At 71.7% G+C, this 20,502-nt stretch carries 26 protein-coding genes; 8 read left to right on the top strand and 18 right to left on the bottom strand.

Going from position 1 to position 20,502, the window contains the following annotated elements; genetic code table 11:
* Positions 1–32 precede the first annotated feature (32 nt).
* A complete protein-coding gene (locus JKJ07_RS31045; RefSeq protein WP_202995417.1) occupies positions 33–269 on the top strand; it encodes a hypothetical protein in 237 nt (78 codons plus the stop codon).
* A gap of 12 nt (positions 270–281) precedes the next feature.
* On the opposite strand, the gene JKJ07_RS31040 is transcribed toward JKJ07_RS31045, so the two are convergent.
* Positions 282–1,340 (bottom strand): NAD(P)-binding domain-containing protein, encoded by a 1,059-nt coding sequence (locus tag JKJ07_RS31040; protein ID WP_202995416.1) that lies wholly within the window; start codon positions 1,338–1,340, stop codon positions 282–284.
* A gap of 131 nt (positions 1,341–1,471) precedes the next feature.
* On the opposite strand from JKJ07_RS31040, the gene JKJ07_RS31035 reads away from it, so the two are divergent.
* The gene (locus JKJ07_RS31035; RefSeq protein WP_202995415.1) at positions 1,472–2,347 is read left to right on the top strand and encodes an RpnC/YadD family protein; all 876 of its coding nucleotides are present in this window, start codon (positions 1,472–1,474) and stop codon (positions 2,345–2,347) included.
* 113 nt (positions 2,348–2,460) lie between these two features.
* Here the strand turns inward: JKJ07_RS31035 and JKJ07_RS31030 are convergent, their stop codons facing one another.
* Complete coding sequence (locus tag JKJ07_RS31030) at positions 2,461–3,423, bottom strand: LysR family transcriptional regulator (protein WP_202995414.1); 963 nt, start codon at positions 3,421–3,423, stop codon at positions 2,461–2,463.
* A gap of 119 nt (positions 3,424–3,542) precedes the next feature.
* Here JKJ07_RS31030 and JKJ07_RS31025 point away from each other — a divergent pair, with 119 nt between their 5' ends.
* Positions 3,543–4,643: an alpha/beta fold hydrolase gene (locus tag JKJ07_RS31025; protein WP_307834489.1), complete on the top strand. Its 1,101-nt coding sequence runs from the start codon at positions 3,543–3,545 to the stop codon at positions 4,641–4,643.
* A 39-nt stretch (positions 4,644–4,682) separates the two neighbouring features.
* Here the strand turns inward: JKJ07_RS31025 and JKJ07_RS31020 are convergent, their stop codons facing one another.
* The 7 genes from JKJ07_RS31020 to JKJ07_RS30990 all read right to left on the bottom strand — a co-directional run bounded on the left by JKJ07_RS31020 (position 4,683) and on the right by JKJ07_RS30990 (position 9,680).
* Positions 4,683–5,681, bottom strand: coding sequence for an aldo/keto reductase (locus JKJ07_RS31020; protein WP_202995413.1), 999 nt, complete (start codon positions 5,679–5,681; stop codon positions 4,683–4,685).
* 34 nt (positions 5,682–5,715) lie between these two features.
* Positions 5,716–6,375, bottom strand: a complete 660-nt coding sequence (locus JKJ07_RS31015) for a hypothetical protein (protein ID WP_202995412.1) — start codon at positions 6,373–6,375, stop codon at positions 5,716–5,718.
* Complete coding sequence (locus tag JKJ07_RS31010; RefSeq protein ID WP_202995411.1) at positions 6,368–6,724, bottom strand: hypothetical protein; 357 nt, start codon at positions 6,722–6,724, stop codon at positions 6,368–6,370. The genes JKJ07_RS31015 and JKJ07_RS31010 overlap by 8 nt, the downstream gene beginning before the upstream one ends.
* Before the next feature lie 8 nt (positions 6,725–6,732).
* A complete protein-coding gene (locus tag JKJ07_RS31005; protein ID WP_202995410.1) occupies positions 6,733–7,455 on the bottom strand; it encodes a WXG100 family type VII secretion target in 723 nt (240 codons plus the stop codon).
* Positions 7,448–7,765, bottom strand: coding sequence for a type VII secretion target (locus tag JKJ07_RS31000; protein WP_202995409.1), 318 nt, complete (start codon positions 7,763–7,765; stop codon positions 7,448–7,450). The genes JKJ07_RS31005 and JKJ07_RS31000 overlap by 8 nt, the downstream gene beginning before the upstream one ends.
* 32 nt (positions 7,766–7,797) lie before the next feature.
* Positions 7,798–8,544: a YbaB/EbfC family nucleoid-associated protein gene (locus JKJ07_RS30995; protein ID WP_202995408.1), complete on the bottom strand. Its 747-nt coding sequence runs from the start codon at positions 8,542–8,544 to the stop codon at positions 7,798–7,800.
* A gap of 80 nt (positions 8,545–8,624) precedes the next feature.
* Positions 8,625–9,680 carry a hypothetical protein gene (locus JKJ07_RS30990; protein ID WP_202995407.1) on the bottom strand — a complete coding sequence of 352 codons (1,056 nt, stop codon included), beginning with the start codon at positions 9,678–9,680 and terminating at the stop codon, positions 8,625–8,627.
* 205 nt (positions 9,681–9,885) lie between these two features.
* Here JKJ07_RS30990 and JKJ07_RS30985 point away from each other — a divergent pair, with 205 nt between their 5' ends.
* Positions 9,886–10,794, top strand: a complete 909-nt coding sequence (locus tag JKJ07_RS30985) for an AbfB domain-containing protein (RefSeq protein ID WP_202995406.1) — start codon at positions 9,886–9,888, stop codon at positions 10,792–10,794.
* Here the strand turns inward: JKJ07_RS30985 and JKJ07_RS30980 are convergent, their stop codons facing one another.
* From JKJ07_RS30980 to JKJ07_RS30965, 4 genes are read right to left on the bottom strand one after another with little or no spacing between them, the layout of a single operon-like run.
* The gene (locus tag JKJ07_RS30980; protein ID WP_202995405.1) at positions 10,795–11,034 is read right to left on the bottom strand and encodes a CU044_2847 family protein; all 240 of its coding nucleotides are present in this window, start codon (positions 11,032–11,034) and stop codon (positions 10,795–10,797) included. It lies immediately after the preceding gene.
* A 15-nt stretch (positions 11,035–11,049) separates the two neighbouring features.
* On the bottom strand, positions 11,050–12,648 hold the full coding sequence (locus tag JKJ07_RS30975; protein ID WP_202995404.1) for a putative bifunctional diguanylate cyclase/phosphodiesterase: 1,599 nt from the start codon (positions 12,646–12,648) through the stop codon (positions 11,050–11,052).
* On the bottom strand, positions 12,645–13,478 hold the full coding sequence (locus tag JKJ07_RS30970) for an SAM-dependent methyltransferase (RefSeq protein ID WP_202995403.1): 834 nt from the start codon (positions 13,476–13,478) through the stop codon (positions 12,645–12,647). Before JKJ07_RS30970 ends, JKJ07_RS30975 begins: the two co-directional genes overlap by 4 nt.
* A gap of 36 nt (positions 13,479–13,514) precedes the next feature.
* Positions 13,515–14,192, bottom strand: coding sequence for a HEAT repeat domain-containing protein (locus tag JKJ07_RS30965; protein ID WP_202995402.1), 678 nt, complete (start codon positions 14,190–14,192; stop codon positions 13,515–13,517).
* A 25-nt stretch (positions 14,193–14,217) separates the two neighbouring features.
* Between JKJ07_RS30965 and JKJ07_RS30960 the strand changes: the two genes are divergently transcribed.
* Positions 14,218–14,835 (top strand): hypothetical protein, encoded by a 618-nt coding sequence (locus JKJ07_RS30960; protein WP_202995401.1) that lies wholly within the window; start codon positions 14,218–14,220, stop codon positions 14,833–14,835.
* On the opposite strand, the gene lhgD is transcribed toward JKJ07_RS30960, so the two are convergent.
* Positions 14,809–15,987 (bottom strand): L-2-hydroxyglutarate dehydrogenase, encoded by a 1,179-nt coding sequence (lhgD, locus tag JKJ07_RS30955; RefSeq protein WP_202995400.1) that lies wholly within the window; start codon positions 15,985–15,987, stop codon positions 14,809–14,811. The genes JKJ07_RS30960 and lhgD overlap by 27 nt on opposite strands.
* Positions 15,988–16,359: 372 nt before the next feature.
* On the opposite strand from lhgD, the gene JKJ07_RS30950 reads away from it, so the two are divergent.
* From JKJ07_RS30950 to JKJ07_RS30940, 3 genes are read left to right on the top strand one after another with little or no spacing between them, the layout of a single operon-like run.
* Positions 16,360–16,617 (top strand): hypothetical protein, encoded by a 258-nt coding sequence (locus JKJ07_RS30950; RefSeq protein ID WP_202995399.1) that lies wholly within the window; start codon positions 16,360–16,362, stop codon positions 16,615–16,617.
* Positions 16,610–16,849 (top strand): hypothetical protein, encoded by a 240-nt coding sequence (locus tag JKJ07_RS30945; protein WP_202995398.1) that lies wholly within the window; start codon positions 16,610–16,612, stop codon positions 16,847–16,849. The genes JKJ07_RS30950 and JKJ07_RS30945 overlap by 8 nt, the downstream gene beginning before the upstream one ends.
* Positions 16,846–17,184 (top strand): hypothetical protein, encoded by a 339-nt coding sequence (locus JKJ07_RS30940; RefSeq protein ID WP_202995397.1) that lies wholly within the window; start codon positions 16,846–16,848, stop codon positions 17,182–17,184. The genes JKJ07_RS30945 and JKJ07_RS30940 overlap by 4 nt, the downstream gene beginning before the upstream one ends.
* On the opposite strand, the gene JKJ07_RS30935 is transcribed toward JKJ07_RS30940, so the two are convergent.
* The 4 genes from JKJ07_RS30935 to JKJ07_RS50290 are packed head-to-tail and all read right to left on the bottom strand — an operon-like array spanning position 17,089 to position 20,482.
* Positions 17,089–17,544, bottom strand: a complete 456-nt coding sequence (locus JKJ07_RS30935; RefSeq protein ID WP_202995396.1) for an NUDIX hydrolase — start codon at positions 17,542–17,544, stop codon at positions 17,089–17,091. The two genes, JKJ07_RS30940 and JKJ07_RS30935, sit on opposite strands and share 96 nt — an antisense overlap.
* A gap of 9 nt (positions 17,545–17,553) precedes the next feature.
* Positions 17,554–19,476 carry a hybrid sensor histidine kinase/response regulator gene (locus tag JKJ07_RS30930; protein WP_202995395.1) on the bottom strand — a complete coding sequence of 641 codons (1,923 nt, stop codon included), beginning with the start codon at positions 19,474–19,476 and terminating at the stop codon, positions 17,554–17,556.
* Positions 19,477–19,496: 20 nt separating this feature from the next.
* Entirely contained in the window at positions 19,497–20,216 is a 720-nt protein-coding gene (locus tag JKJ07_RS50295) for an ABC transporter substrate-binding protein (RefSeq protein ID WP_307834488.1), read from the bottom strand.
* Positions 20,177–20,482 (bottom strand): ABC transporter substrate-binding protein, encoded by a 306-nt coding sequence (locus tag JKJ07_RS50290; RefSeq protein ID WP_236030168.1) that lies wholly within the window; start codon positions 20,480–20,482, stop codon positions 20,177–20,179. Before JKJ07_RS50290 ends, JKJ07_RS50295 begins: the two co-directional genes overlap by 40 nt.
* Positions 20,483–20,502 lie beyond the last annotated feature (20 nt).

The following is a 20,502-nucleotide window of genomic DNA, read 5'->3' as shown; positions in this document are numbered from 1 at the left end:
AGATCGACGAGAACGCGGCCGATGCTCGCAGCATGGCGAAGCGCAGGACGACGGTGTGGGCCCTGATCAAGCCGGCGGGCTCCACGCTGCCGGGCCGGGTCGACGCGGTCGCGCACCGGCCCGATCCGGCGTCGCCGGACCCGACCGCGTACTGCGGGGTGTGGCTGAGCGACGCCGAGCGGGTGCGGGCCGAGCGGCTCGGCGCGACCAAGCTCTGCGCCCCCTGCAGCCGCACCCGGAGCGCGGCCCTGAAGCCGGCCGGCCGGTGAGGCGCTCGACCGCTATCCGCGCAGGGCTCTGACGATCGCGGCCACGGCGTCCCGGCCCGCCCGGTTGGCGCCGACCGTGGACTGGGACGGGCCGAAGCCGATCAGGTGGATGCGGGGGTCGGCCGCGACCTGGGTGCCGATCATGCGGATGCCGCCCTGCTCGTTGCGCAGGCCGAGCGGGTCGAGATGCGACAGGGCGGCCTTGAACCCCGTCGCCCACAGGATCGCGTTCACCGTCGTGAAGGAGCCGTCCGCTTCCCGTACGCCGTACGGCTCGATCGCGGTGAACATGGGCCGGCGCTTGCGGTCGGCGGTCGCGGCGAACGGCGTACGGAGAAGGCCGGTGTAGGAGACGACGCTGCCCGTGGGCCGGCCCGCCTCCACATCCGCGGTCACCTGGGTGATGACCTCGCGCCCGGCCACCTCGGGCTCGAACCCGTCGGTGCGCCAGACCGGCTCGCGGCGGGTGTACCAGAACGTGGTCGCGACCCGGTCGATCTCCTCCAGCTGCTGGACCGCCGAGATACCACCGCCGACGACCGCGACCCGCCGCCCGACGAACTGCTCGGCCGACACATAGTCGTGGGTGTGCAACTGCAGGCCGGCGAACGTCTCCAGGCCCGGATAATGCGGCCGCACAGGGTTGGTCCAGGTGCCGGTCGCGTTGATGATCGCCCTCGTCCTCCACCGACCGGCGCTCGACTCGACGACCAGCCCGTCCTTGTCGTGGACGGCGGTGACCTCGACCGGGCGCAGGATCGGCGGGTCGAAGGTGCGCTCGAAGGCCTCGAAGTAGCGCGGCACCGCCGTACGGCTGGGCTCGGCCTCGTCGATCGGGGGCTGGGCCAGGCCGGGCAGGTCGAAAATGCCGTTCACGGTCCCCATCCGCAGCGACTCCCAGCGGTGCTGCCACGCGCCACCGGCCGCGGATTCGGCGTCGAGCACCACGAAGGTCCGGTCGCCGTCGCCCTCGAGGGCGCTGGTGAAGCCCCGCCGCGCCAGGTGGTAGGCCGCGGACAGGCCGGACTGGCCTCCGCCGATCACCACCACCGTGGCTGATCTCTCGCTCACAGCCTCCCGAACACCCACCGCCGGCCGGACATTTCCGACTGTGAGCCGCACCTCTGGACTGGTGACTAGAAGTCTCTTGACTACTAGTCGTGCGCACGAAATGCTGTCCCTCGAATCGGAAGGGGGAACCGATGAACGACAGCAAGACGGCCGCGCCTCGCGACTTCGACGGTCTATACAAAGCGCTGGTGGCGGCCCATCCACGAGACGCCCTACGCCAGCTCTGCGGCGTCAGACTGAACGGCGAGGATGTGATTCTCGAGGGGCCGACCGAGTTACCACGGCAACGCAGCCGCCAGACCGACAAGACATTCCTGGTCCACCACAACGACGGCGCGCCCACGGACGTCTACCACTTCGAGTTCCAGGTCCAGCGCACCGAGGACTTCCAGGAACGGATGGTCTACTACTGGGCGTCACTAGCACTCAAATATCGCAGCGACGATCACCGCATCCACCAGGTCGTGCTCTGGCCGGTGGGCAAGGGCTACCCGGGTCGGTTCCGGCGTGATCAGGCCCAGCTCGACTACCGGTCGATCAACGTCCCCGACGACTTGGACCCGGCCGTGCTGCTGGACGGGCCACTGGCGCCGCTCGCGCTGTGGTCCAAGAAACCGCCACCCGATCTGGTCGAACGGGTGGCCGATCGGATCGAAGCAACCGACGCGGTCGAGGAACAACTGGTCCAGGTCGAGCTGAGTATGCTCGTGGGACGCCCCCTGGCCAACGAGGTCCTGAAGGTCTTGCAAAGGAGAGGCATGAGCAACGTTCTGGAGCAGTCAGAGTTGGGCCGCCAGATCCTCGAGAAGGGCCTTGAGAAGGGCCTCGAGAAGGCCCGGGAGGAAGCCCGCGTCGGCCGCGTTGGCACCATGCGGAAGGCCCTGCATGCGGGATACGGCGACATTGACGACCTGGACGAGCTCGCCCAACGTCTGAGCGGCAGCGACCACGACGGGAACATCGCCCGCATCGTCGGTGGCGCGAAACTGGAGGACCTGCGCTCCTGAGCAATGCGGCGGCGCGTAGGGCAAGGTCGTCGGCCCTAGCCACTACGCGTCGTCTTTAACCCGCACTCCGTTCTTGGGCTAGGCGACGAAGCCGACTTGCATAATGCGGCGCGTCACGGATGGACGCTGTGGCCGAAGGCGGGATGGGCGGCCAGCCACCCGGCGTAGCGGGGTCTGCGGGTGACGATGTCGCGGTAGGAGGCGGCGGCCAGGGCGATCACGTCCGGGGCCAGGGCCGCGGCGGGGGCGGACGGGTCCCAGCCGATCAGGTGGCGCCAGCTCAGCGGTGAATCGCGCAGCGGGACGGCCACCGCGCCGGGCACGTCGCGGACCGTGGCCTGGCACAGGGCTACGGCGCGGCCCGATGTCACCACGTCGAAGACGGCGCCGGCGTCCATCTCGTACGGGAAGAGGGGCGTGAAGCCGGAGCGGGCGCAGGCGGCGGCGAAGCACTCGTTGAAGCAGCCGTCGCCGGGGGCGCTCACCCAGCGTTCGCCGGCCAGGTCGGCCAGGCCCACGTCAAGACCACCGGCCAGCGGGTGGCGGGCGTCGAGCAGCACCCAGACCGGGTCGACCGAGACCGTACGCCATTCCAATCCGACCGCTTCGTCACTGCCGGGGCGGCCGGTCGCGCACGCCCCGACCAGCGCGTAGTCGAGCCGGCCGGATTGCACCAGGCGGACGATCTCGTTCTCCGACCACGTCGCGTGCACGCTCACCGGGCGGCCGGGGTAGGCGTCGGAGAGCCGCTGGACCAGGCCGCCGACGATCGGGCCGTTCGTCGCCCCGACCCGGAAGCGGGCGGTGTCGCCCACGGTGCGCAGCGCCGAGGCGTGCAGGTCGCTGACGGCCGGCAACAGCAGCCGGGCCCGCGACAACACAAGGTCGCCCAGCTCGGTCGGCGTCACCCCGCGGCGGCCGCGGACGAACAGCGGGCCGCCGAGCAGGCGTTCGACCCGGCGGAGCTGGGTGGTGAGCGCGGGCTGGGCCACGCCGAGGGTGGCGGCGGCCTTGGTGACGCTGCCGGCGTCGGCGATCGCCAGGATCAGGCGCAGGTGGCGCAGTTCCAGATCCACCGGATGACGATAGATCGACCAGGTTAAATCCGCGCGATGCATCATCCAGGCTCGATGATCACCCGATCGGGCACGGAGCGCCGCGTGAAATGTACGTTTTGCCCAGCTACAACGTGCGTGTGCTGATCAATCGAATCCTCGCTGCCACGCTCCTGGGCGGCGTCATCCTCAATACAGCCGCCCCGCAGGCGCTGGCCACCGCGGGCAACCCGTCGCCCGAGCCGGGCGCCGTCCTCAGCTCCCAGCCTCGCGAGCTGCCCGCGGGTCTCAAGCAGCTGGCCCGGGCCAAGCAGATCAAATACGCGACCACCGACGTACGGGGGAATGGGACGTTTGCCTCGGGCATGGTGCTCACGCCGCTGCGGAACAAGAAGAACAAGACGGTCGTGTGGGCCCACGGCACGACGGGGATCGCCGACAAGTGCGCGCCGTCGGCCAACGACGACGTCTTCTGGCCCGAGGCGCGGGTGGCGATCTCGTCGCTGCTCGAGCGGGGCTGGACGGTCGCGGCGCCCGACTACCCCGGGCTCGGCACGCCCGGCCCCCACCCCTACCTGATCGGCAACAGCGAGGGCCGGTCGATCATCGACAGCGTCCGGGCCGCCCGCAACCTCGACGACGACCTGTCCCGCCAGTACGCGGTGGACGGCCACTCGCAGGGCGGCCAGGGCACCTTGTTCGCCAACCAGCTGGCCGGGGCGTACGACAAGGAATTGCAGCTGCGGGGCACGGTGAGCATCGCGCCGACCAGCCAGACCCGGGTGCTGGCCGAGGCGATCCCGAACACCGCCGGCCAGGGGTTCATGGCGATGGCTCTGTACGGCCTCAACGCCGTCGAGCCGTCGTTCAAGCCGGAGGCCGTGCTGACCAAGGCCGCCCTCGACAAGGGTGACGTGCTCAAGAAGGGCTGCCTCAACGAGGTGCTCGCGGCCTACGCCCCGCCGCTGAAGCTGCTCAAGAACGACAAGCTGCCCGAGGCCTGGGTCGCCAAGCTGGCCGAATACGTCGACCCGGCGCAGACGCCGCTGGCCGCACCCGCGTTCGTGGTGCAGGGCACCGACGACGAGATCGTGCCCGTGGCCCTCACCGACATCCTCGTCGAGCAGCTCAAGGGGGCGAAGGTCCGCTACGACAAGCTGCCCGGCCGCGACCACGACCAGGCGGTCGTCGACTCGACCAACCGGGTCGCGGCGTGGCTCGACCAGCGCTTCGAGGACTGACCCTCAACCTCACCCTGAACCTCGACCTCCAGTTGAGGGTTAGGCCAGGCGGGCCAGTTGATCCTCGGTCAGCTTCACGTCGAGGGCGGGCAGCGAGTCCTCGAACTGCTGCACGGTGCGCGGCCCGATCAGCGGCAGCACGCGGGGCGAGGTCTGGTGCAGCAGCCAGGCCACGACGAGCTGGTTGGGGGTGACACCGGCCTCGGCCGCCACCTCGGCCACGGCGGCCAGGCGGGCCTCGGCGTCGGGGCCGGTGTAGTTGGCCATCATCCAGTGGCCGTCCCGCTTGGCCGCGCTGTCGTAGATGCCCTTGAGGATCGGCGAGTACGCGACGAGGGTCTGGTCGTCGTGCTCGGCCAGATAGTCGAGCTGCTCGAAGTCGACGATCCCGGCGGAGTCCGAGCCCGCGTTGGGCCGCAGGTACGAGTGCTGCTGCTGGACGGCCACGGGCAGCGTCCAGCCGTGGCGCTCGCACAGCTGACGGATGCGTTCGAGCCGCCAGGTGCGCACGTTGGACCAGCCGAGGTAGCGGACCTTGCCCTGCTGCACGAAGGAGTGCAGCACCTCCAGCGTCTCCTCGAGCGGGGTGGCCCGGTCGTCGACGTGCACGTAGTAGAGGTCGACGTGGTCGGTGCCGAGCCGGCGCAGGCTGCCGTCGAGCGCGCCGCGCAGAGTGTCCGCGCCCGCGCCCTCGAAGGTGCGCCGGGCCAGCTCCCAGTTCGGGTTGCCGTCGGCGTCCCACAGATCGGGCGAGAAGACGGGGACCGCACTGCCCTTGGTGGCCAGGAAGACCCGGTCGCGCTTGTTGCCGTCGCGCATCCAGCGGCCCAGCAGCTCCTCGCTCTGGCCGCCGGAGGTGCCGGGGTGCCGCCACCACTCGTAGCAGTTCGCGGTGTCGACGAAGGCGCCGCCGATCTCGAAGTAGCGGTCGAGGATGTGCACGGAGTCGGGTTCGCTGGTGGCGCCGCCCATCTGCATGGCCCCGAGCGCCAGCGCGCTGACCTGCTGGCCGGTGCGGCCCAGTTCGATCGTCTGCATGCTGCGAACGCTAGGTCTTCGAGTGCGCTCTAGGTCAAGCGCCGTTGTCGAGCAGGTGCGCGAGCCGCAGGACGGGGTCGAGCGGCTCGGGCGGGCGCAGCGACCCCTCCCGCCAGGTGATCAGCTGCTGCCCCGAGACCGTCCAGGGCACCGGTACGTGACCGGCCAGGTGCGCGGCCAGCAGCGCCGGGGTGCACCACGGGCCGGGCGCGCCCCTGATGCGAAAGGCCTTGTCGAACTGCGGGTCGCCGCTGGCGGTGTCGCCCGGCCCGAGCAGCCCGGCCTTGGCCCGCGAGAGCCGCCCGCGGGCCGAGACGCTGACCGGGGGCTGCATGCGGCCGAGGATGGCCACGGTCACCACGTACAGGTGGGTGTGTGAGGTGCTCGTCGGGTTGCCGTCCGCGCCCGTGGTGACCTGCGTGTCGGTGACCTCGTACTCCCCCACCATGACCGGGCGCCCGTGCACCCGGCCGGCGAGCATGACCCGTACCCCGTGGGGGTTGCGCCCGGGCAGGTGCTGTCCCCAGTCGACGGCGGGCTGCTTGACCAGCTGCCAGCCGTTGCCGTCGGCCCACTGCTGCAGCTGCTGCTCCCGCCGGCGGCGGCGCCGGACCCCGATGACCAGGGCGAGCACGAAGAGCACCACCGCGACGACGCAGAACAGGCCGACGACGGCGACGAGCGGGTCATCCATGACGCTTGCGCACCGCCCCGGCCACGACGATGCCGATCAGCGAGTCGAGCAGGGCCAGCACGGCGGCGAAGCCGGGGGTCAGGTCGTCGCGCGCGAACAGGACGGCGCCCCACAGGAGCACCGCGAGAAGCCGGAGCCAGGCCAGCCCGTACGCCACCGGCTGCCGCAGCAGCGAGAGGAGGACCAGCACGACGCCGGCCGCGCCCGACCCGCCCATCAGCACCAGCCCGCCGATGCCGTCGTCGCCGGCCAGGGTCGAGCTCGCCAGCAGGCCGATCAGGGCCAGGCCGGCCTCGCAGAGCAGCACGACGACCAGCAGGCCGGTCAGCGCCGAACGGTTCGCGGGCATCGCGCGGCTCAGCCGGTGACCGCGGGCGGCCAGGCCCCGTCGTGATAGCCGCTGTTGTCGTTGAGCTTCTGCCGCAGGGTGCTGTTGGCGGCGGCGGCCGTCGACTTCAGGTTGATGCCGCCGGCGGCGAACGCGGCCACGGCCACCGCGGCCGCCCCGCCGGCGATGAACGGCGCGGCGGGCAGGCCGACGATGGTGGCCGACGACGAGATCGCCGAGATGATCCCGGCGACGAGCGCGGCCAGCGCGACGACCAGGGCGCCCCAGAACACGTAGATGCCCTTGACCATGTCGCCCAGCGCGGTCGCGATGCCGTCGGTGAGCGCGGTCTTCATCTTCTCCAGCGCGGCCTTCTGCAGGGGCAGCGTCTGCCGGTAGGCCTCGGCGGCGTCGCCGTCCCAGTTGGTGTCGACCTCGAGCAGGCCGGCCTCGGCGTACTGCACCCGGCCGCTGACCGGGCCGCCCACCTCGTTGCTCCACGCGTTGGCCGTGGTGGCCAGGGCGCTGGGTGAGCCCATGTTCGCGATGATCTCGCGCAGCCCGTCCCAGGCCTGCTTCATGAAGTCGCAGAACTTGTTCCACCCGGAGACGACCTTGTCCTGCAGGAAGCCGGGCAGGTATTTGAGCTTCGAGTTGATCGCATGTTGCAGGTCGTTCGTCTTCTGCTCGATCTTGTCGAGCAGGGACATGATCTTGTCGAGCAGGCCCTGCTCCTCGGCGGTGCTAGTCACGGACGTCCCACACTCCCCCGAGCCGCCGGGCGGCCTCCTCGTCGTTGCGCTCGTACGCCACCGCGACGTCGTCGAGCGTGCGGCTCAGGTCGGCGTGCACCTGGGTGCCCTGCTTGAGCAGCGCGGCCGCCTTGGCCTGGATCTCCGCGTACGTGTCGAGCAGGCCGGTCGGGCGGCTCGCCCAGGACAGCTGGCTCTCGGCCAGGGTCAGCGCGCTCGCCTCCTCGGCCGCGCGGCTGAGCACCTGCGACGTCTCGTCCCACGTGGCCGCGTCGGTGTGTAACGCCTGGATGGCCGCCTTGAGCGTCATCCGCCCCTCCCCCGTCGTTCGGTGACAACCAGTTAATCGGTGAGCCGCAACCGTCGCGCCAGGCCGAGCGGGTCCTGCAGCAGCGCCTGCGCCTCGCCGAGCTTGCTGCGGCCGATCAGCTCCTGCACGCCGTGCCGGCCCGCCTCCTCGTACGCCGCGCGGAAGGCCGCCGCCGTCTGCCGGGCGATGTTGATCTCGTGGGCCTGCAGCAGCCAGGCCCGGTCGTAGGTCACGTCGGCCACGTCGCCGCCGCCGGTCACCGTGACCTGCACCTTGCGGTCGGGGCTGCGGCCGGTGAAGGTCGCCGCGAGCGCCCCGCCGACCTCGGCCGAGACCTGGTCGAGGCCCTGGTCGATCGACTCGACGAGCGACAGCAGCTCGCGCAGCGCGGCCTGGCTGTCCTCCGGCGACATCGGGCCGCCGCCGTCAGCCGCGGCCTGCAGGCGCCGGGCGAAGTCGTCGCGGTCGATCACCGGCGACTCGGCGGGGGTCTGATCGGCGTAGGCGTCGCCCCAGGCCTCGACCCGGCGCACGGTGGCCGCCTGCACGGCCTCGATCACCGCCTGGCTCAGGGCCTCCGAGCCGAGCAGCCGCCGCCAGCCCGACGCGACCGCGACCCCGCTGACCCGGCCGTCACCGTCCAGGGTGATCGTGACGGCACCGGCCGCGTCGGTGGCCGTCGCGCCGCTCGCGCGCTCCTCGGCCGTACGGGCCTGGCGCGCCAGCGCCTCCCCCTGCTCGGCCAGCTCGCGCAGGTGGTCGAGGCGATCGTCCGACATGGGAACCTCCCCTTCGCTGGCGAGACTCCCAAAGCGCGCTCACGCCCCGCAACCCCGCCCGGAGAAAAGCCGCTTTCCGGTCACAAAGGCGACACCTTCAGGGAGCCGATGCCGGAGACCGCCTCGATCGCCAGGCCGCCGGACTTCTCGTCCTTGCCGCGCGAGCGCACCACCTCGCCCCGGTCGACGCCCTCGTCGCGGTCGCCGTTGAGCGAGATCTCGCCGGCGCCCTTGCGCACCTTGACCTTCACCGGGAACTCGCCCTCGGTGCCGATCCGCCACTCGCGGACCCCGCCGGCCATCCGGATCTCGATCGTCCGCTCCTGGCGGGGCAGCGCGAGCTCGAGCCGGTTGGCGCCGCCCTCGAAGTAGAAGTCGCGCACCGAGCCGTTCACCATGTCGAAATTGCCGCGCCGGACGCCGCCCTCCATCCGGATCGTCCAGGTGATCCGCTCGTCGAGCAGCACGGTGACGTCGCCCGTGCCCTTGTCGCCCTTGCGCTCGGCGGTGAGCCGCAGCTCGGTGCCGTCGAGCTTGGCGTCGGGCACCACGCCGCTGCCGTCGGGCGAGTTCACCTTGGCGATGCCGTTGCGGGGCGGGCGGCCCAGCGAGACGTTGAGCTCGGTGAGGCCGGAGGCGAGCACGAACGTGCCGGCCGCGAACGCCGGACCCGCGGGCGGTGGCGGGGACGCCGCGGAGGGCGGCGCACTCGTGGCCGGGGCCGAGGTGGGTGCCGGGGCCGGCTCGATGGCGACGGGCGGGTTGGGGGTGCCCTCGACGATGATCTCGGGATCGGACGCGCCGGTCGGCTTGGTCTCGGGGTCGTCGCCGATCAGGCGGGTCAGCACGACGGCGCTGATGCCCAGGAAGAGCAGGACGCTGACCGCCACTGCGAGGAGACGCAGGCGGCGGCGTGGCGGCTCCGGCTTCTGCTGCGGCTGCGGCCCCGGCTCCGGCTCCGGCTTCTTTTCATCGGGCCAGTAGTCGGAGATCTTCGGTAGCGACACGCGGGGCTGCTCGGCCGACCCCGCGTATGTGCTGTTGTCGTACTCCCCGGTGTCGGGGACCAGGGCGTATTCCCCCGTCGGGGGCAAATCGACGTCGTCGGTCTGCGGAGGGCGGGCCGGGCCGTCCATCGCGCCTCCTCGGTGCTGCCGTGGCGGCCCGCTGATCCGGGCGCCTGTTCACCGGGTGGTACGGGCCGGACCTGAGGAGAGTTCGATTCTCGTGGACGTCTTGTGGAAGAGCCCGAACGCTTGCCATTGGCGGCTTTCGCCGTAAGAATGCCTTTCCGACAGCTTAAGAGAGCCTTAGCCGGACGCGCGCGGATCGGAAATTCACATGCCCGACGAGGATAAGCCGGAGGGTCTGCGGATCGGTGGCTGGGTACCGCCTTATCGCGACACCAACGGCCCCCTCCGTCCTCCCGTCCCACCCCGCCGGCGCGGCGCGGCCGCCGCCCTGTCCGCGGCATTGTGGACCGGCCCGATCCGCCGGCACACCAGCGGCGGCCTGGGTCGCCGGGCCGTCGCCGCCCTGGCCACGGGCGCGGTGATCGCGGTCGCGGGGCTGACCGCGCTCGCCCTGGGCGGCGGTGACGACGATGCCTCGCTGGCCCAGCGGGTGGTGCTCCCGCCGTTCACGCCGTCGGCCCCGATCGACATCCTGCCCGCGCCCGTCACCAGCAGCGCGGGCCCCGGCTCGGTGACCCGTACCCCGACCCGGGCCCGGGCGACCGAGGCGGCCCGCACGACGACGACTCGCCCCGCCACCAAGGCGCCGACCACCCGCCCGGCCACCACCGCGCCGACGCCGGCCCAGCTGGTTCCCGACCGTACGGTGGGGCTGGCGCTGGCCGACAACCCGGCCTATCGGCTGCGCCACCGCGACTTCGCGGCCCTGCTCGACGACGTCGACGCCCGCAGCTCCCGCGGCGCCCGGCAGGATTCCCGGTTCACCGTCCGCCGTGGCCTCGCCTCCGCAAGCTGCGTCTCCCTGGAGTCGGCCGGCCTCGACGGCTACTTCCTGCGGCACCGCAACTACGAGCTCCACCTCGACCGTTGGGACAGCTCGGACCTCTACCAGAACGACGCGACCTTCTGCCCCCGCCCGGTGCGCGGCGGCCGCGCCCTCGTGCTGCAGTCGAAGAACTACCCGGACTACTTCCTGGTCGCCCGCAGCAGCGGCGTGCGCATCGAGCGGGTCGCCGCCGCGCAGGCCACGGCCTTCGTCGTCAGCGAGCCGCTGTAACTACTCCGGCTCGTCGAGGTAGGGCCGGCCCACGGCGTGGCCGCTGCCCGACCACGACAGCCGGACGACCAGGTGGCCCTCGGCGGCCGTGCGGGCGAAGACCGCCGACTCGGCCTCGGCCTTGAACTTGACGCCGAACTCCACCTCGACGGTGTCGGCGCCGTTGTCACCGGCCCGGAACGAGTCGAGCGCCTTGAGGGCGATGCTGCGCACCCCGTGCAGGGCGTCCTCGAGGGGCAAACTCCCCCTCCCAGTTCACAGCGGCGCCGGGCGGCCCAGGTGATAGCCCTGGCCGTGGTCGCAGCCGAGATCGCGCAGGATCTGCTCCTGCTCGGCGGTCTCGATACCCTCGGCGGTGACTGTCATGCCCATCGCGTGGCAGGCCTCGACGATATGGCGCAGCACCCCGCCGTGCCCGGCGCCCGCGAGAAACTCGGCGGCCAGCTTGGCCTCGGTGAACGGCAGCCCGGTGAGCACGGCCAGGCTGGAGTAGCCGGTGCCGAAGTCGTCGAGGGCCAGCCGCACGCCGAGGTCGCCCAGCGCGATCAGCGCCGCGCGATACGGCAGCGCCTCGGCCGTCTCGGTGATCTCCAGCTGGAGCCGGGCCGCGGGCAGACCCGTACGGTGCAGGATGTCGGCCACCGTGGCCACCAGCCCGGGGTCGGCCAGCTGGACCGGGGACAGGTTGACGCTGATCAGCAGGTCGCCGCTGCGGGCGGCGCCCTCGCGGCAGGCCTGTTCGAGCAGGGCCCGGCCCAGCCGGTGGATCAGGCCGGTGCGCTCGGCCACCTGGATGAACTGCTGCGGGCCGGGCGCGCCGGGCCGATTCCAGCGGGCCAAGGCCTCGACGCCGATCGTCACGCCGTCGGCCAACCGCACCAGGGGCTGATAGTGCAGGACGAACTCGCCACGGTCGAGGGCGGCCGGCATCTCGGCGGCCAGGCGGTGACGGCGGCGTTCCTCGGCCGCGCGGCCGGGATCGAAAAGCTCGGGGCCCCGGCGGTCGTGCCGGGCCCAGCGCAGGGCGAGCCGGGCGTCGTGCAGCCAGCGGCCGGGATCGCTGCCCGCGACCGGGCGCTCGACCAGGCCGATGCAGGCGTGCACGTGCAGGCTGTGGCCGTCGATGGGGAACGCTGGCGCGAGCACCCGGCTCGCCTGGTCGGCCACCTTGATCAGGTCGTCGGGGCCGGCGGTGCCGGTGACCAGCACGGCGAACTGGTCGTCGGCCAGGTGGGCCAGCACGCCCAGCGGACGCAGCCGGCGCGCGACCGCGGCCAGCAGGCGGGCGCCCTTGTCGTGGCCCAGGGTGTCGGCCAGCTCGTCGTACCGGTCGAGGCTGAGCAGCAGCAGGCCGAGCCGCCCGTCGCCGTCGAGCTCGGCCAGGGTCTTGCGCAGATGCTGCTCGTTGGGCAGGCCGGTGTCGGGGTGGTGCAGGACGGCCTGCTGCAGGCGGCGCTGCAGGTCGAGCTGGACGGCCCGCCAGTGGATCTTCTCCGAGCGGTTCATCTCTTCGGCCGCGCGCACAGCGGCGTCACGCTGGGCCGCGACGAAACCGGTGACCAGGCTGTCGAGCAGGTCGAGGACGCGGTCGCCGGCCCCCACGATCGCCGGCAGGTGACCGCCCAGCAGGTGGACGGTCGTGCCGAGCACCGGGGGCGCCGACATGCGCAGGTCGACCAGCTCGGCGCCGATCCGATGCCCCGGGGCGGGGTCGAACGGCTCGGCCCGGACCGCCGCGACGAACTCCTCGAGCAGATCACGCAGGGCGGCGCGGGCGCGGGCGCGCACCCCGGGGACGAAACCCGCGGCCGCGACCCCGCGCAGCCAGGCGTCGGTGAGCTCGTCGAGCGTCATCGCCCGGCGTCTCGATTCCTTTTCCGGGCCAGGGCCACCAGGGCGGTCGGCTGGGGCGGGTCGCCGGACTCGTCGGGGTCGGGCCGCCACTCGGTCGCGCTGACCACGCCCGGCTCGACCAGCTCGAAGCTGTCGTCGAGCAGCGCGGCGACCTGCTCGCGGGTGCGGATCACGACCGGGGTCGGCGTCTTCTCGTACAGCCGGCGGGCCTGCTCCTGCGCCTCGCGGCCCTCGGGGGTGGCGTCGGGGCCGAGATGCGAGATCACCAGATAGCTGCTGGAGACGAGCGGCTCGCCGAGCCGGTGCAGCAGCCCCACCGGGTCGTCCCCGTCGGGCACGAAATGCAGCACGGCGACGGTGAGGACGGCGACCGGCTCGGAGAAGTCGAACAGGTCGAGCACCTCGGGGTGGTAGAGGATGCCGTCGGGCTTGCGCAGGTCGGCCTCGATCACCCGGGCGTACGGGTTGCCGGTGAGCAGGCTGCGGCTCTGCTGCACGGCGATCGGGTCGATGTCGACATACATGACCCGGGCCTCGGGGTCGGCCTCCTGCGCGACCTCGTGCACGTTGCCCAGCGTGGGGATGCCCGAGCCGATGTCGAGGAACTGGCGCACGCCCAGCTCGGACAGGTGGCGCACCGCCCGGCCCAGGAAGGCCCGGTTGGCCCGGGCGACCAGGCGCGCGGTGGGGAACATCTTTTCGGCGCGGTGCCAGAACTCGCGGTCGACGGCGAAGTTGTGCACGCCGCCCAGCGCGTAGTCGTAGACGCGTGACGCGTCAGGCACCGAGATGTCCACACCCTCGGGCACCCACCCGTACGACTCGGTCATCTGCTCTCCCACGCCCGGCTCCGGTCCTCCGACAGCCTAGTGCCCAAAGTGGAGAGATCGTCTGAAGTCGATCTCATCGATGCGCGATTGTGCGGTGAAGCCCTGCTGGACGGCCGCTATGGCGTGCAACACGGCCAGCGCGTCCTCGTCGCCGTCGCGGGCCAGGCCGGCCAGCGACTCGATCCGGGCGTCCTCGTTGTCGTCGTCGCGGTGGTCGGCGTACGCCTGCTGGACCGCCGTCGTGCCGGGCTCGGTGCGGCGGAACAGGTTGGCCAGGGCGTTGCCGCGCACCTCGCCGACCGCGTCGTAGGCCAGCACGAGCAGCGGTTCGATCGCGTCGAGCCGCCAGGCCACCTGGGCCCGTACGAGGTCGTCGGGGTGCGCCATGAGCTGCCGCAACTCGCCGACCTCGTGGGGGTGCCGAAACTCCGCGTACGCGCTCACGAGGCTCTCCAGCACCTCCGGGTCGTCCTCGGCCGTCAGTCGGGGGCGGATCGCTTCGGCGGCCTCGGCGCTGAACTTCGGGCGGTTGAAGGCGAGCCGTTCCAGCACCTGAACGGCGAAAAGGCGTACGGGAAGGGAGGGGTCTTCGATCTGCCGGACCGCCCACAGGTAGACGTCGCGGACGGGCTCGTGCTCGGCCAGGGCCTCGATGATCTCGAGTAGTTCCCCGCCGCCGGCCCCGAGGGCTCGATCGCGCTGCTCGTCGAACATGCGGGGATCGTGCCAGACTGCGGGCGTGACCGTCGCCCTCCTCAACGCCGCCGTGCGCAACAACGCGGACTGGGTGTCGGCGGTGTGCCGCGCGCACGGGATCGGCTACACGTTCGCGCCGCGGGCGTGGCGCAGCTCGGGGCCGACGCCGCAGTTCTACCCCGAGGCGATCACGTTGCGCCCCACCGCGACCGCCGACGACGTGCTGCCGGCCGCGTCGGTCAAGGACAGCTTCGCCACGCTCGATCTGGCGCCGCACGGCTTCACCGAGTTGTTCGCGGCCGAGTGGATCTGCCGCCCCGCCTCCGCTTCACCCCCGACCGGCGTCCACGTCACCGCCGCGGCCGACCCGCGCTCCTTTCCGGCGGCCCTGCTCGACGACCCGGCCGTACGGGTCCTGGCCGTCCACGAGGGTGACCGGCTGCGCGGCGGCTTCGTCCTGAACCGCACCGGTGGCGTCCTCGGCCTGTCCAACGTCTTCGCCACCGACCCCGGCGACCTGCCGCTGATCTGGTCCGCCGCGACCGCCACGGGCGGCGGCCTGCCCATGGTCGGATACGAGAGCGGCGACGACCTGGTCCTGGCCCACCAGGCCGGGTTCCGCTCGATCGGCCCGCTACGCATCTGGGCCTCGACCGCCTAGGGCCGCGTCCACCACGAACTCGGCGATGGCCATGCTCGACGTCGCCGCCGGTGAAGGCGCATTCCGTACGGCGGTGATCGGCCCGAGCCGGTGGATGCGAAAGTCGTCGACCAGGCTCCCGTCACGATCAAGAGCCTGCGCCCGTACGCCGAACCCGCCCCGAACCACGTCGGCCGCCCCGATCTGCGGCACATAACGCTGGGCCCGCCGCATGTAGGCCCGCTTCGACACCGAGCCGTGCAGCTCGTGCACGCCCGTTCGCCAGTGCCTCGCGGCCATCCGCCAGGCGCCGGGCCAGCTCGCGATGCTCATCATGTCGGCCATCGACACGGCGCCCTCGCGGGCCACGGCCAGCACGGCGTTGGGCCCGACCTCGAGCCCCCCGCCGACCCGCCGGGTGAAGTGCACGCCGAGGAACGGGTACCGCGGGTCCGGCACCGGATAGATCATGCCGCGCACCAGCTGCTCCTTGGCCGGGAGCACCCGCATGTACTCCCCTCGGAACGGCACGATCCTCGGTTCGCTCCGGTCCCCCGCCCGCTCGGCCAGCCGGTCCCCCTGCAGCCCGGCGCAGATGATCAGGTGGTCGACCCGCAGGCCGTCGACGCTCGGGCCCGGCGCAATGGTTGCGACGGGAGAGCTCAGCCTGACCTCGCCACCCGCCTCGACGACATCGCCGGCGAAGGCCCGCGCGATCGCCGGGAAGTCGGTGATCGCGGTTCGCGGCGAATGAAGCCCGGCCAGCCCGGCGGCGTGCGGCTCGATCTCCCGGAGCTCGCTGCCGCCGACCCGTCGCAGCCCCGGCACGAGGTTGCGGCCCGCCCGCTCGGCCAGCGCCTCCAGCCGCGCCGTCTCCCCCGGCTCGACCGCGACGACCAACTTCCCACATTCCTCGTACGGGATGTGCCTGTCCTCGCAGTACTCCCGCAGCATGGCCCGTCCCCGGGTGCAGAGCCGCGCCTTGAGACTGCCCGGCGGGTAGTAGAGGCCCGCATGCACCACCCCGGAGTTATGCCCGGTCTGATGCCCCGCGACCCGATCCTCCTTCTCGAACACGACGACCTTGCTCCCCGGCCGCCGCTTCGTCACCTCCCTAGCCACAGCCAGCCCGACGATCCCGGCTCCGATGACTCCGATCACCTCGTCCGTCATGTCGTCGCCTCCTCGCCTGTGCTGTGGTCTCGAACCCTAGGCCGTCCCCCAAGATCACCAGGAGTTGTCCACGTTGCAGGGTTGTCCACAGGCCACCCTCTACCGCGGCGGCGTCAGCCGCGACGGCACCACTATCAGTGACCGAACCGGGTCACCGTCTGCAACCCCACGGCCACTTCCACCTCAACCCCGACCGCAACTACATCACCCTCGCCCCAACAAGATGATCAACAAACGCTGACACATGCTCCGGGACATGACGAACAGGCCACCCCCACAAGATCATCTTTACGGAGGAGAATCAGAAGTGGCGGTGGCCCTCTGGAAGGGCGGGGCTGTGCGGGAACGCGGGCTACATGGGAGGGGCACTCCATGGGTGAACCCAGCGACGACGAGATGATGCGGGCCTCGGCGGCTCTTATCCCGTTCGTACGGCGGTGGGGCCTTCCGCTCAATCCCGAGAACGTCGCCGAACTGGCCTACGCCGTCCTGGTGCATTCGCGGTCGCTGCTGCCCATGGAGGAGATACCCGCCGCCGTGGAACGCCAGATCGACGAGCACGAGGAGCAGGCCCGCCATCCGTACCGGTCCCGCCCCGCCGACCCTGCGGGGAGCGAGCGCCTTGCCTGACTTTCTGAGCCGCATGGCGGACTGGCACGACTCCGATCAGGCCGCCTATGAACTCGCGGTGACGCTGGGAGCGCTGCCGCCAGGGGCGTTCGCCGAGCACAAGTGGCTGTTCTGGACCGGCAACCCGCTCGGCGACGGGCTGCGCCAGGCCCTGCTCGCCCTCACCACCGCGGGTCTGCTCGACCACGACGCGGACGGGGACCGCTTCCGGCGACGTGAGGAGGCTCGATGACCGAACCCAGTCAGGACGAGCTGATGAACGCCTCGGCCGCGTTCCTGCCGTTTGTGCAGCGGTGGGATCTGCCGCTCAATCCCGAGGACATGGATCAGATCGTCTGGGCCCTCCTGCTGTATTCGCGGTCGCCGCTGTCCTGGGAGGAGATCGCCGCCGCGGCGCACCGGCAGATCGATGTGCACGAGGAAGGGAATCGCCGCATGTCCGAGGCGATGACCCAGGCCGCGAAACGACGGTCAGTGCCGCACGAGGCCACCGACGGCGACCGGCGCGACGTGGCCGGTCAACGGCCGATCACGGGCCAGGGACAGCCCGACGTCGACGAGACCTGAGCGGGGCAGCCCGGCCACCGCGGGCAGCGGGGTCCAGACCGAGGCAGCCGTCTCGCCGTTCGCCTCGGGCCGCAGGGTGCCGCCGGTGATCCGTACGAGATAAAACACGCCCACATTTTGGTGCGGCGCCCCGGCCAGGGCCTCGGCCGCCGGGATCACGCGGGAGTCGACGCCCAGCAGCCGCCCGACCTCGCCGTCGCAGCCGGTCTCCTCGTGCACCTCGCGGATCACCGTGTCGTACGGGTCCTCGCCGTGTTCCACCTTGCCGCCCGGCAGCGTCCAGTGTGCGCCCCGGTAGTGGGCCAGCAGCACCCGGTCGTGGTCGAGGCAGACGGCGTACGCGGCCAGGCGAAAACTCACCCGCCGACCCTAGACCGCCGACGGTGTCCGGTGCAGGGCGCGGTGGACGGTCGTGAGCAGGTCGTGGGCGGTGAACGGCTTCTCGACGAAGGGGGCCGCCGGGTCGAGCTGGCCGGTCACGTCGAGCATGCCGCTGCTGTAGCCGGACATGAAGATCACCGGCAGGCCGGGCACCCGCTCGTGCAGCAGCTCGGCCAGGCGCGGGCCGGTCATGTCGGGCATCACGACGTCGGTGATCAGGGCGTCCACCGTACGGTCGCCGACCACCACGAGCGCCTCGGGGCCGGTCGCGGCGGCGAGCACCTGATAGCCGGCCACCGACAGGATCCGGGTCGCCGCGCGCATCAGGGCCGGCTCGTGCTCGACGACCAGGATCGTCCGGCCGTCACCGGACGGCGGCAGCGCACCCGGCTCCACCTTTTCGACAGCCCCGGTCACCAGGGGCAGGTTGACGCGGAACGTGGTGCCCACCCCCGGCTCGGAGTAGACGGCGATCGTGCCGCCGGCCTCGGTCGCCATGCCGTAGACGGCGGCCAGTCCCATCCCGGCGCCCTTGCCGGCCTTGGTCGTGAAGAACGGCTCGAAGACGCGCTCGACCACGTCGGGGGTCATGCCGGTGCCGGTGTCGGAGACGAGCAGGCGGGCCTGGTCACCGGCGGCGGTGGCCTCGAGCACCAGGGTGCCGCCGTCGGGCATGGCGTCGCGAGCGTTCGTGGCCAGCTGCACGAGCACCTGCTGGAGCTGGCCGGGGTCGGCGCGCACGGTCAGCGGGCCCGGGGCGGGCCGGGCGACGATCGTGATGGTCTCGCCGACCAGTGGCTCCAGCCGGGCCCGGGCCTCTTCGAGGGCCGCGTTGAGGTCGAGGTCGACGGGCCGGCCGCCGGCGCCGCGGGTGAACGTCTGCAGCTGCCGGGTCAGGTCCTGCGCCCGGTCGGCCGCCGATCGGACGTGCTGCAGGTCCTCGCGTACGGCGGGCTTGTCCTCGGTCTCCTCGATCGCGAACTCGGTGTAGTTGACGATCACGCCGAGGATGTTGTTGAAGTCGTGGGCCAGCCCGCCGGCCAGCTTGCCCAGGCTCTCCATGCGCTGGCTCTGGTGGGCCCGGTCCTCGTCGGCGCGGCGCTGGTCGGCCGCCGCCTTCTGGGCGCTGATCTCGCGGGCGGTGACCGAGACGCCGGTGACGACGCCGGCCGAGTCGCGGATCGCGGCCATGTTGATCGACAACTCGAGGGGTGAGCCGTTGCGGTGCACGCGGCGGGCCTCGTAGTGCAGGTTGCGCTCGCCGTGGCGGACGCGGGCGATCATCGCCATCTGGTCGGCCGCGCCGGTCTCGCCCGAAAAGATCGACATGGGCTGGCCGATCGCCGCGCCCGCGTTGTAGCCGAACAGCCGCTCGGCGCCGCGGTTCCAGGCGGTGACCCGGCCGTCCAGGTTCACCCCGATGATCGCGTCGTCGGTGTGCTCGACCACGGCGGCCAGGGTGGCCCGGTGCTTCTCGGCGGCGTTGCGGGCGGCCAGCTCGCGCGCACCGGCCTCCTCGAGCCGGTGCTGCTCGCCCGGCGACGTGAAGATCGAGCCGCCGCCGAGCAGCACCTTGTAGCTGCGGCGCAGCGTCCAGTAGTAGACGCCGACCAGCGCGGTGAACATGTCCCACGCGGCCGACGGCCACTCGAAGCCGGCTTGCAGGTGGGAGTGTCCGTCCTCCTGCTGGGCGCGGATGGCCATGAAGGCGTGCAGGCCGTGTCCCACCGCGCAGCTGAAGAAGATCATCGCGGTGGTCACGGCGAGCTTGTTGCTCCACAACTGTTTAGCCCGGGTCACCGGCACGAGGATCGCCGTCATGATGGACGCGTACGCGACCATGATCACCAGGTTGCCCAGGATGTAGAGCTGTTCCGGCACGATCGTCCTATCGGCCGCCGTCCGGGTCATCTGAGCCGGTTGCGCGGTTTTCAGGCGCCGGATTCGGCGGCCTCCGAGATCGTCGGGACGACGTTGTCGATCAGGTATTGCACCGACAGCGGCGTCGGGGTGCGCAGCGCCGAGAATTGAGCATCGCTCAGGGCCTTGTAGGCGCCGCGCCCGACCGAGCCCAGGTTCTTGAAGAGCGTGTTGCCCTCCAGGCTGGGCTGCAGCGACTTGTCGGCGTAGTAGACGAGCGTGACGCCGGAGTCGAGCACCGCCACCTTCTCCAGGCTGAGCTGCACGGCGAAGTCGTCGCCCTCGAGGGCGGCCACGGCCGGGGCCAGCGTCATGCCGAAGTCGTTGAGCATCTTGACGCCTGCGTCCTTGTCGGAACGCAGCACGCCGATCGAGCCGGCCTCCCACATCTGGCTCAGCGTGAACTGCTTGCCGGCCAGCTGCGGGTGGCCGGTCTTCACCTTGGCCACCTTGCCCTCGACGTCCGCGATCACCTGGTCGGCCTTGGCGGACTGCCCGACGGCCTTGGCCACCTGCTTGAGCGTGGTCTGCCAGGGGTCCTCGAAGGCGCCCGTGGTCTCGTACGCGGTGGTCGGCGCGAGCTTGCTGAGCTTGGCGTAGTCGTCCTTGATGTAGTAATCGCCCCCGGCCAGGATCAGGTCCGGGGCCAGCGCGGCCACCTTCTCCACGTCGAACCCGGTGTCGCCGGCCGTCAGCACGTCGGGCTGCTGGTCAGCAGCGGCTTGGCCCACGCCGTGATGCCGCCCTCGCCCGACGACTCGGCGACGCCGACCGGCTGCACGCCGAGCACGAGCAGGGCGTCGAGGTCGGCGTCCGAGAGCGCGACGATCCGCTGCGGGGCCGCCTTGATCTCGGCCGTGCCCAGCTTGTGAGTCAGCGTGACGGGATAGGTGGCGCCCGGCGCGCCGGCGCCCGTGGGCTCCGGTTCGTCGGCGCCGCCACAGCCGCTGAGCAGCAGGACTCCTGCGATCAGGGCGGCTCGGATGGAGAAAGACATGTCTGACCTCACGCTTGGAA

The organism is Paractinoplanes lichenicola (assembly GCF_016785085.1).
Classification (GTDB): domain Bacteria; phylum Actinomycetota; class Actinomycetes; order Mycobacteriales; family Micromonosporaceae; genus Actinoplanes; species Actinoplanes lichenicola.
The sequence above is the reverse complement of the archived record's forward strand: the minus strand, read 5'-3'. Positions and strand labels throughout refer to the sequence as shown.

What these genes read in the sequence shown, in the direction of transcription:
- JKJ07_RS30970 (WP_202995403.1), bottom strand. Translation starts at nt 13,478, where the DNA reads ATGACCGAGTCGTACGGGTGGGTGCCCGAGGGTGTGGACATCTCGGTG.
- JKJ07_RS30990 (WP_202995407.1), bottom strand. Translation starts at nt 9,680, where the DNA reads ATGGACGGCCCGGCCCGCCCTCCGCAGACCGACGACGTCGATTTGCCC.
- JKJ07_RS31020 (WP_202995413.1), bottom strand. Translation starts at nt 5,681, where the DNA reads ATGCAGACGATCGAACTGGGCCGCACCGGCCAGCAGGTCAGCGCGCTG.
- JKJ07_RS30985 (WP_202995406.1), top strand. Translation starts at nt 9,886, where the DNA reads ATGCCCGACGAGGATAAGCCGGAGGGTCTGCGGATCGGTGGCTGGGTA.
- JKJ07_RS31015 (WP_202995412.1), bottom strand. Translation starts at nt 6,375, where the DNA reads ATGGATGACCCGCTCGTCGCCGTCGTCGGCCTGTTCTGCGTCGTCGCG.
- JKJ07_RS50290 (WP_236030168.1), bottom strand. Translation starts at nt 20,482, where the DNA reads ATGTCTTTCTCCATCCGAGCCGCCCTGATCGCAGGAGTCCTGCTGCTC.
- JKJ07_RS30975 (WP_202995404.1), bottom strand. Translation starts at nt 12,648, where the DNA reads ATGACGCTCGACGAGCTCACCGACGCCTGGCTGCGCGGGGTCGCGGCC.
- JKJ07_RS30950 (WP_202995399.1), top strand. Translation starts at nt 16,360, where the DNA reads ATGGGTGAACCCAGCGACGACGAGATGATGCGGGCCTCGGCGGCTCTT.
- JKJ07_RS30965 (WP_202995402.1), bottom strand. Translation starts at nt 14,192, where the DNA reads ATGTTCGACGAGCAGCGCGATCGAGCCCTCGGGGCCGGCGGCGGGGAA.
- lhgD (WP_202995400.1), bottom strand. Translation starts at nt 15,987, where the DNA reads ATGACGGACGAGGTGATCGGAGTCATCGGAGCCGGGATCGTCGGGCTG.
- JKJ07_RS31035 (WP_202995415.1), top strand. Translation starts at nt 1,472, where the DNA reads ATGAACGACAGCAAGACGGCCGCGCCTCGCGACTTCGACGGTCTATAC.
- JKJ07_RS31045 (WP_202995417.1), top strand. Translation starts at nt 33, where the DNA reads ATGGCGAAGCGCAGGACGACGGTGTGGGCCCTGATCAAGCCGGCGGGC.
- JKJ07_RS30995 (WP_202995408.1), bottom strand. Translation starts at nt 8,544, where the DNA reads ATGTCGGACGATCGCCTCGACCACCTGCGCGAGCTGGCCGAGCAGGGG.
- JKJ07_RS30930 (WP_202995395.1), bottom strand. Translation starts at nt 19,476, where the DNA reads ATGACCCGGACGGCGGCCGATAGGACGATCGTGCCGGAACAGCTCTAC.
- JKJ07_RS31010 (WP_202995411.1), bottom strand. Translation starts at nt 6,724, where the DNA reads ATGCCCGCGAACCGTTCGGCGCTGACCGGCCTGCTGGTCGTCGTGCTG.
- JKJ07_RS31000 (WP_202995409.1), bottom strand. Translation starts at nt 7,765, where the DNA reads ATGACGCTCAAGGCGGCCATCCAGGCGTTACACACCGACGCGGCCACG.
- JKJ07_RS30940 (WP_202995397.1), top strand. Translation starts at nt 16,846, where the DNA reads ATGACCGAACCCAGTCAGGACGAGCTGATGAACGCCTCGGCCGCGTTC.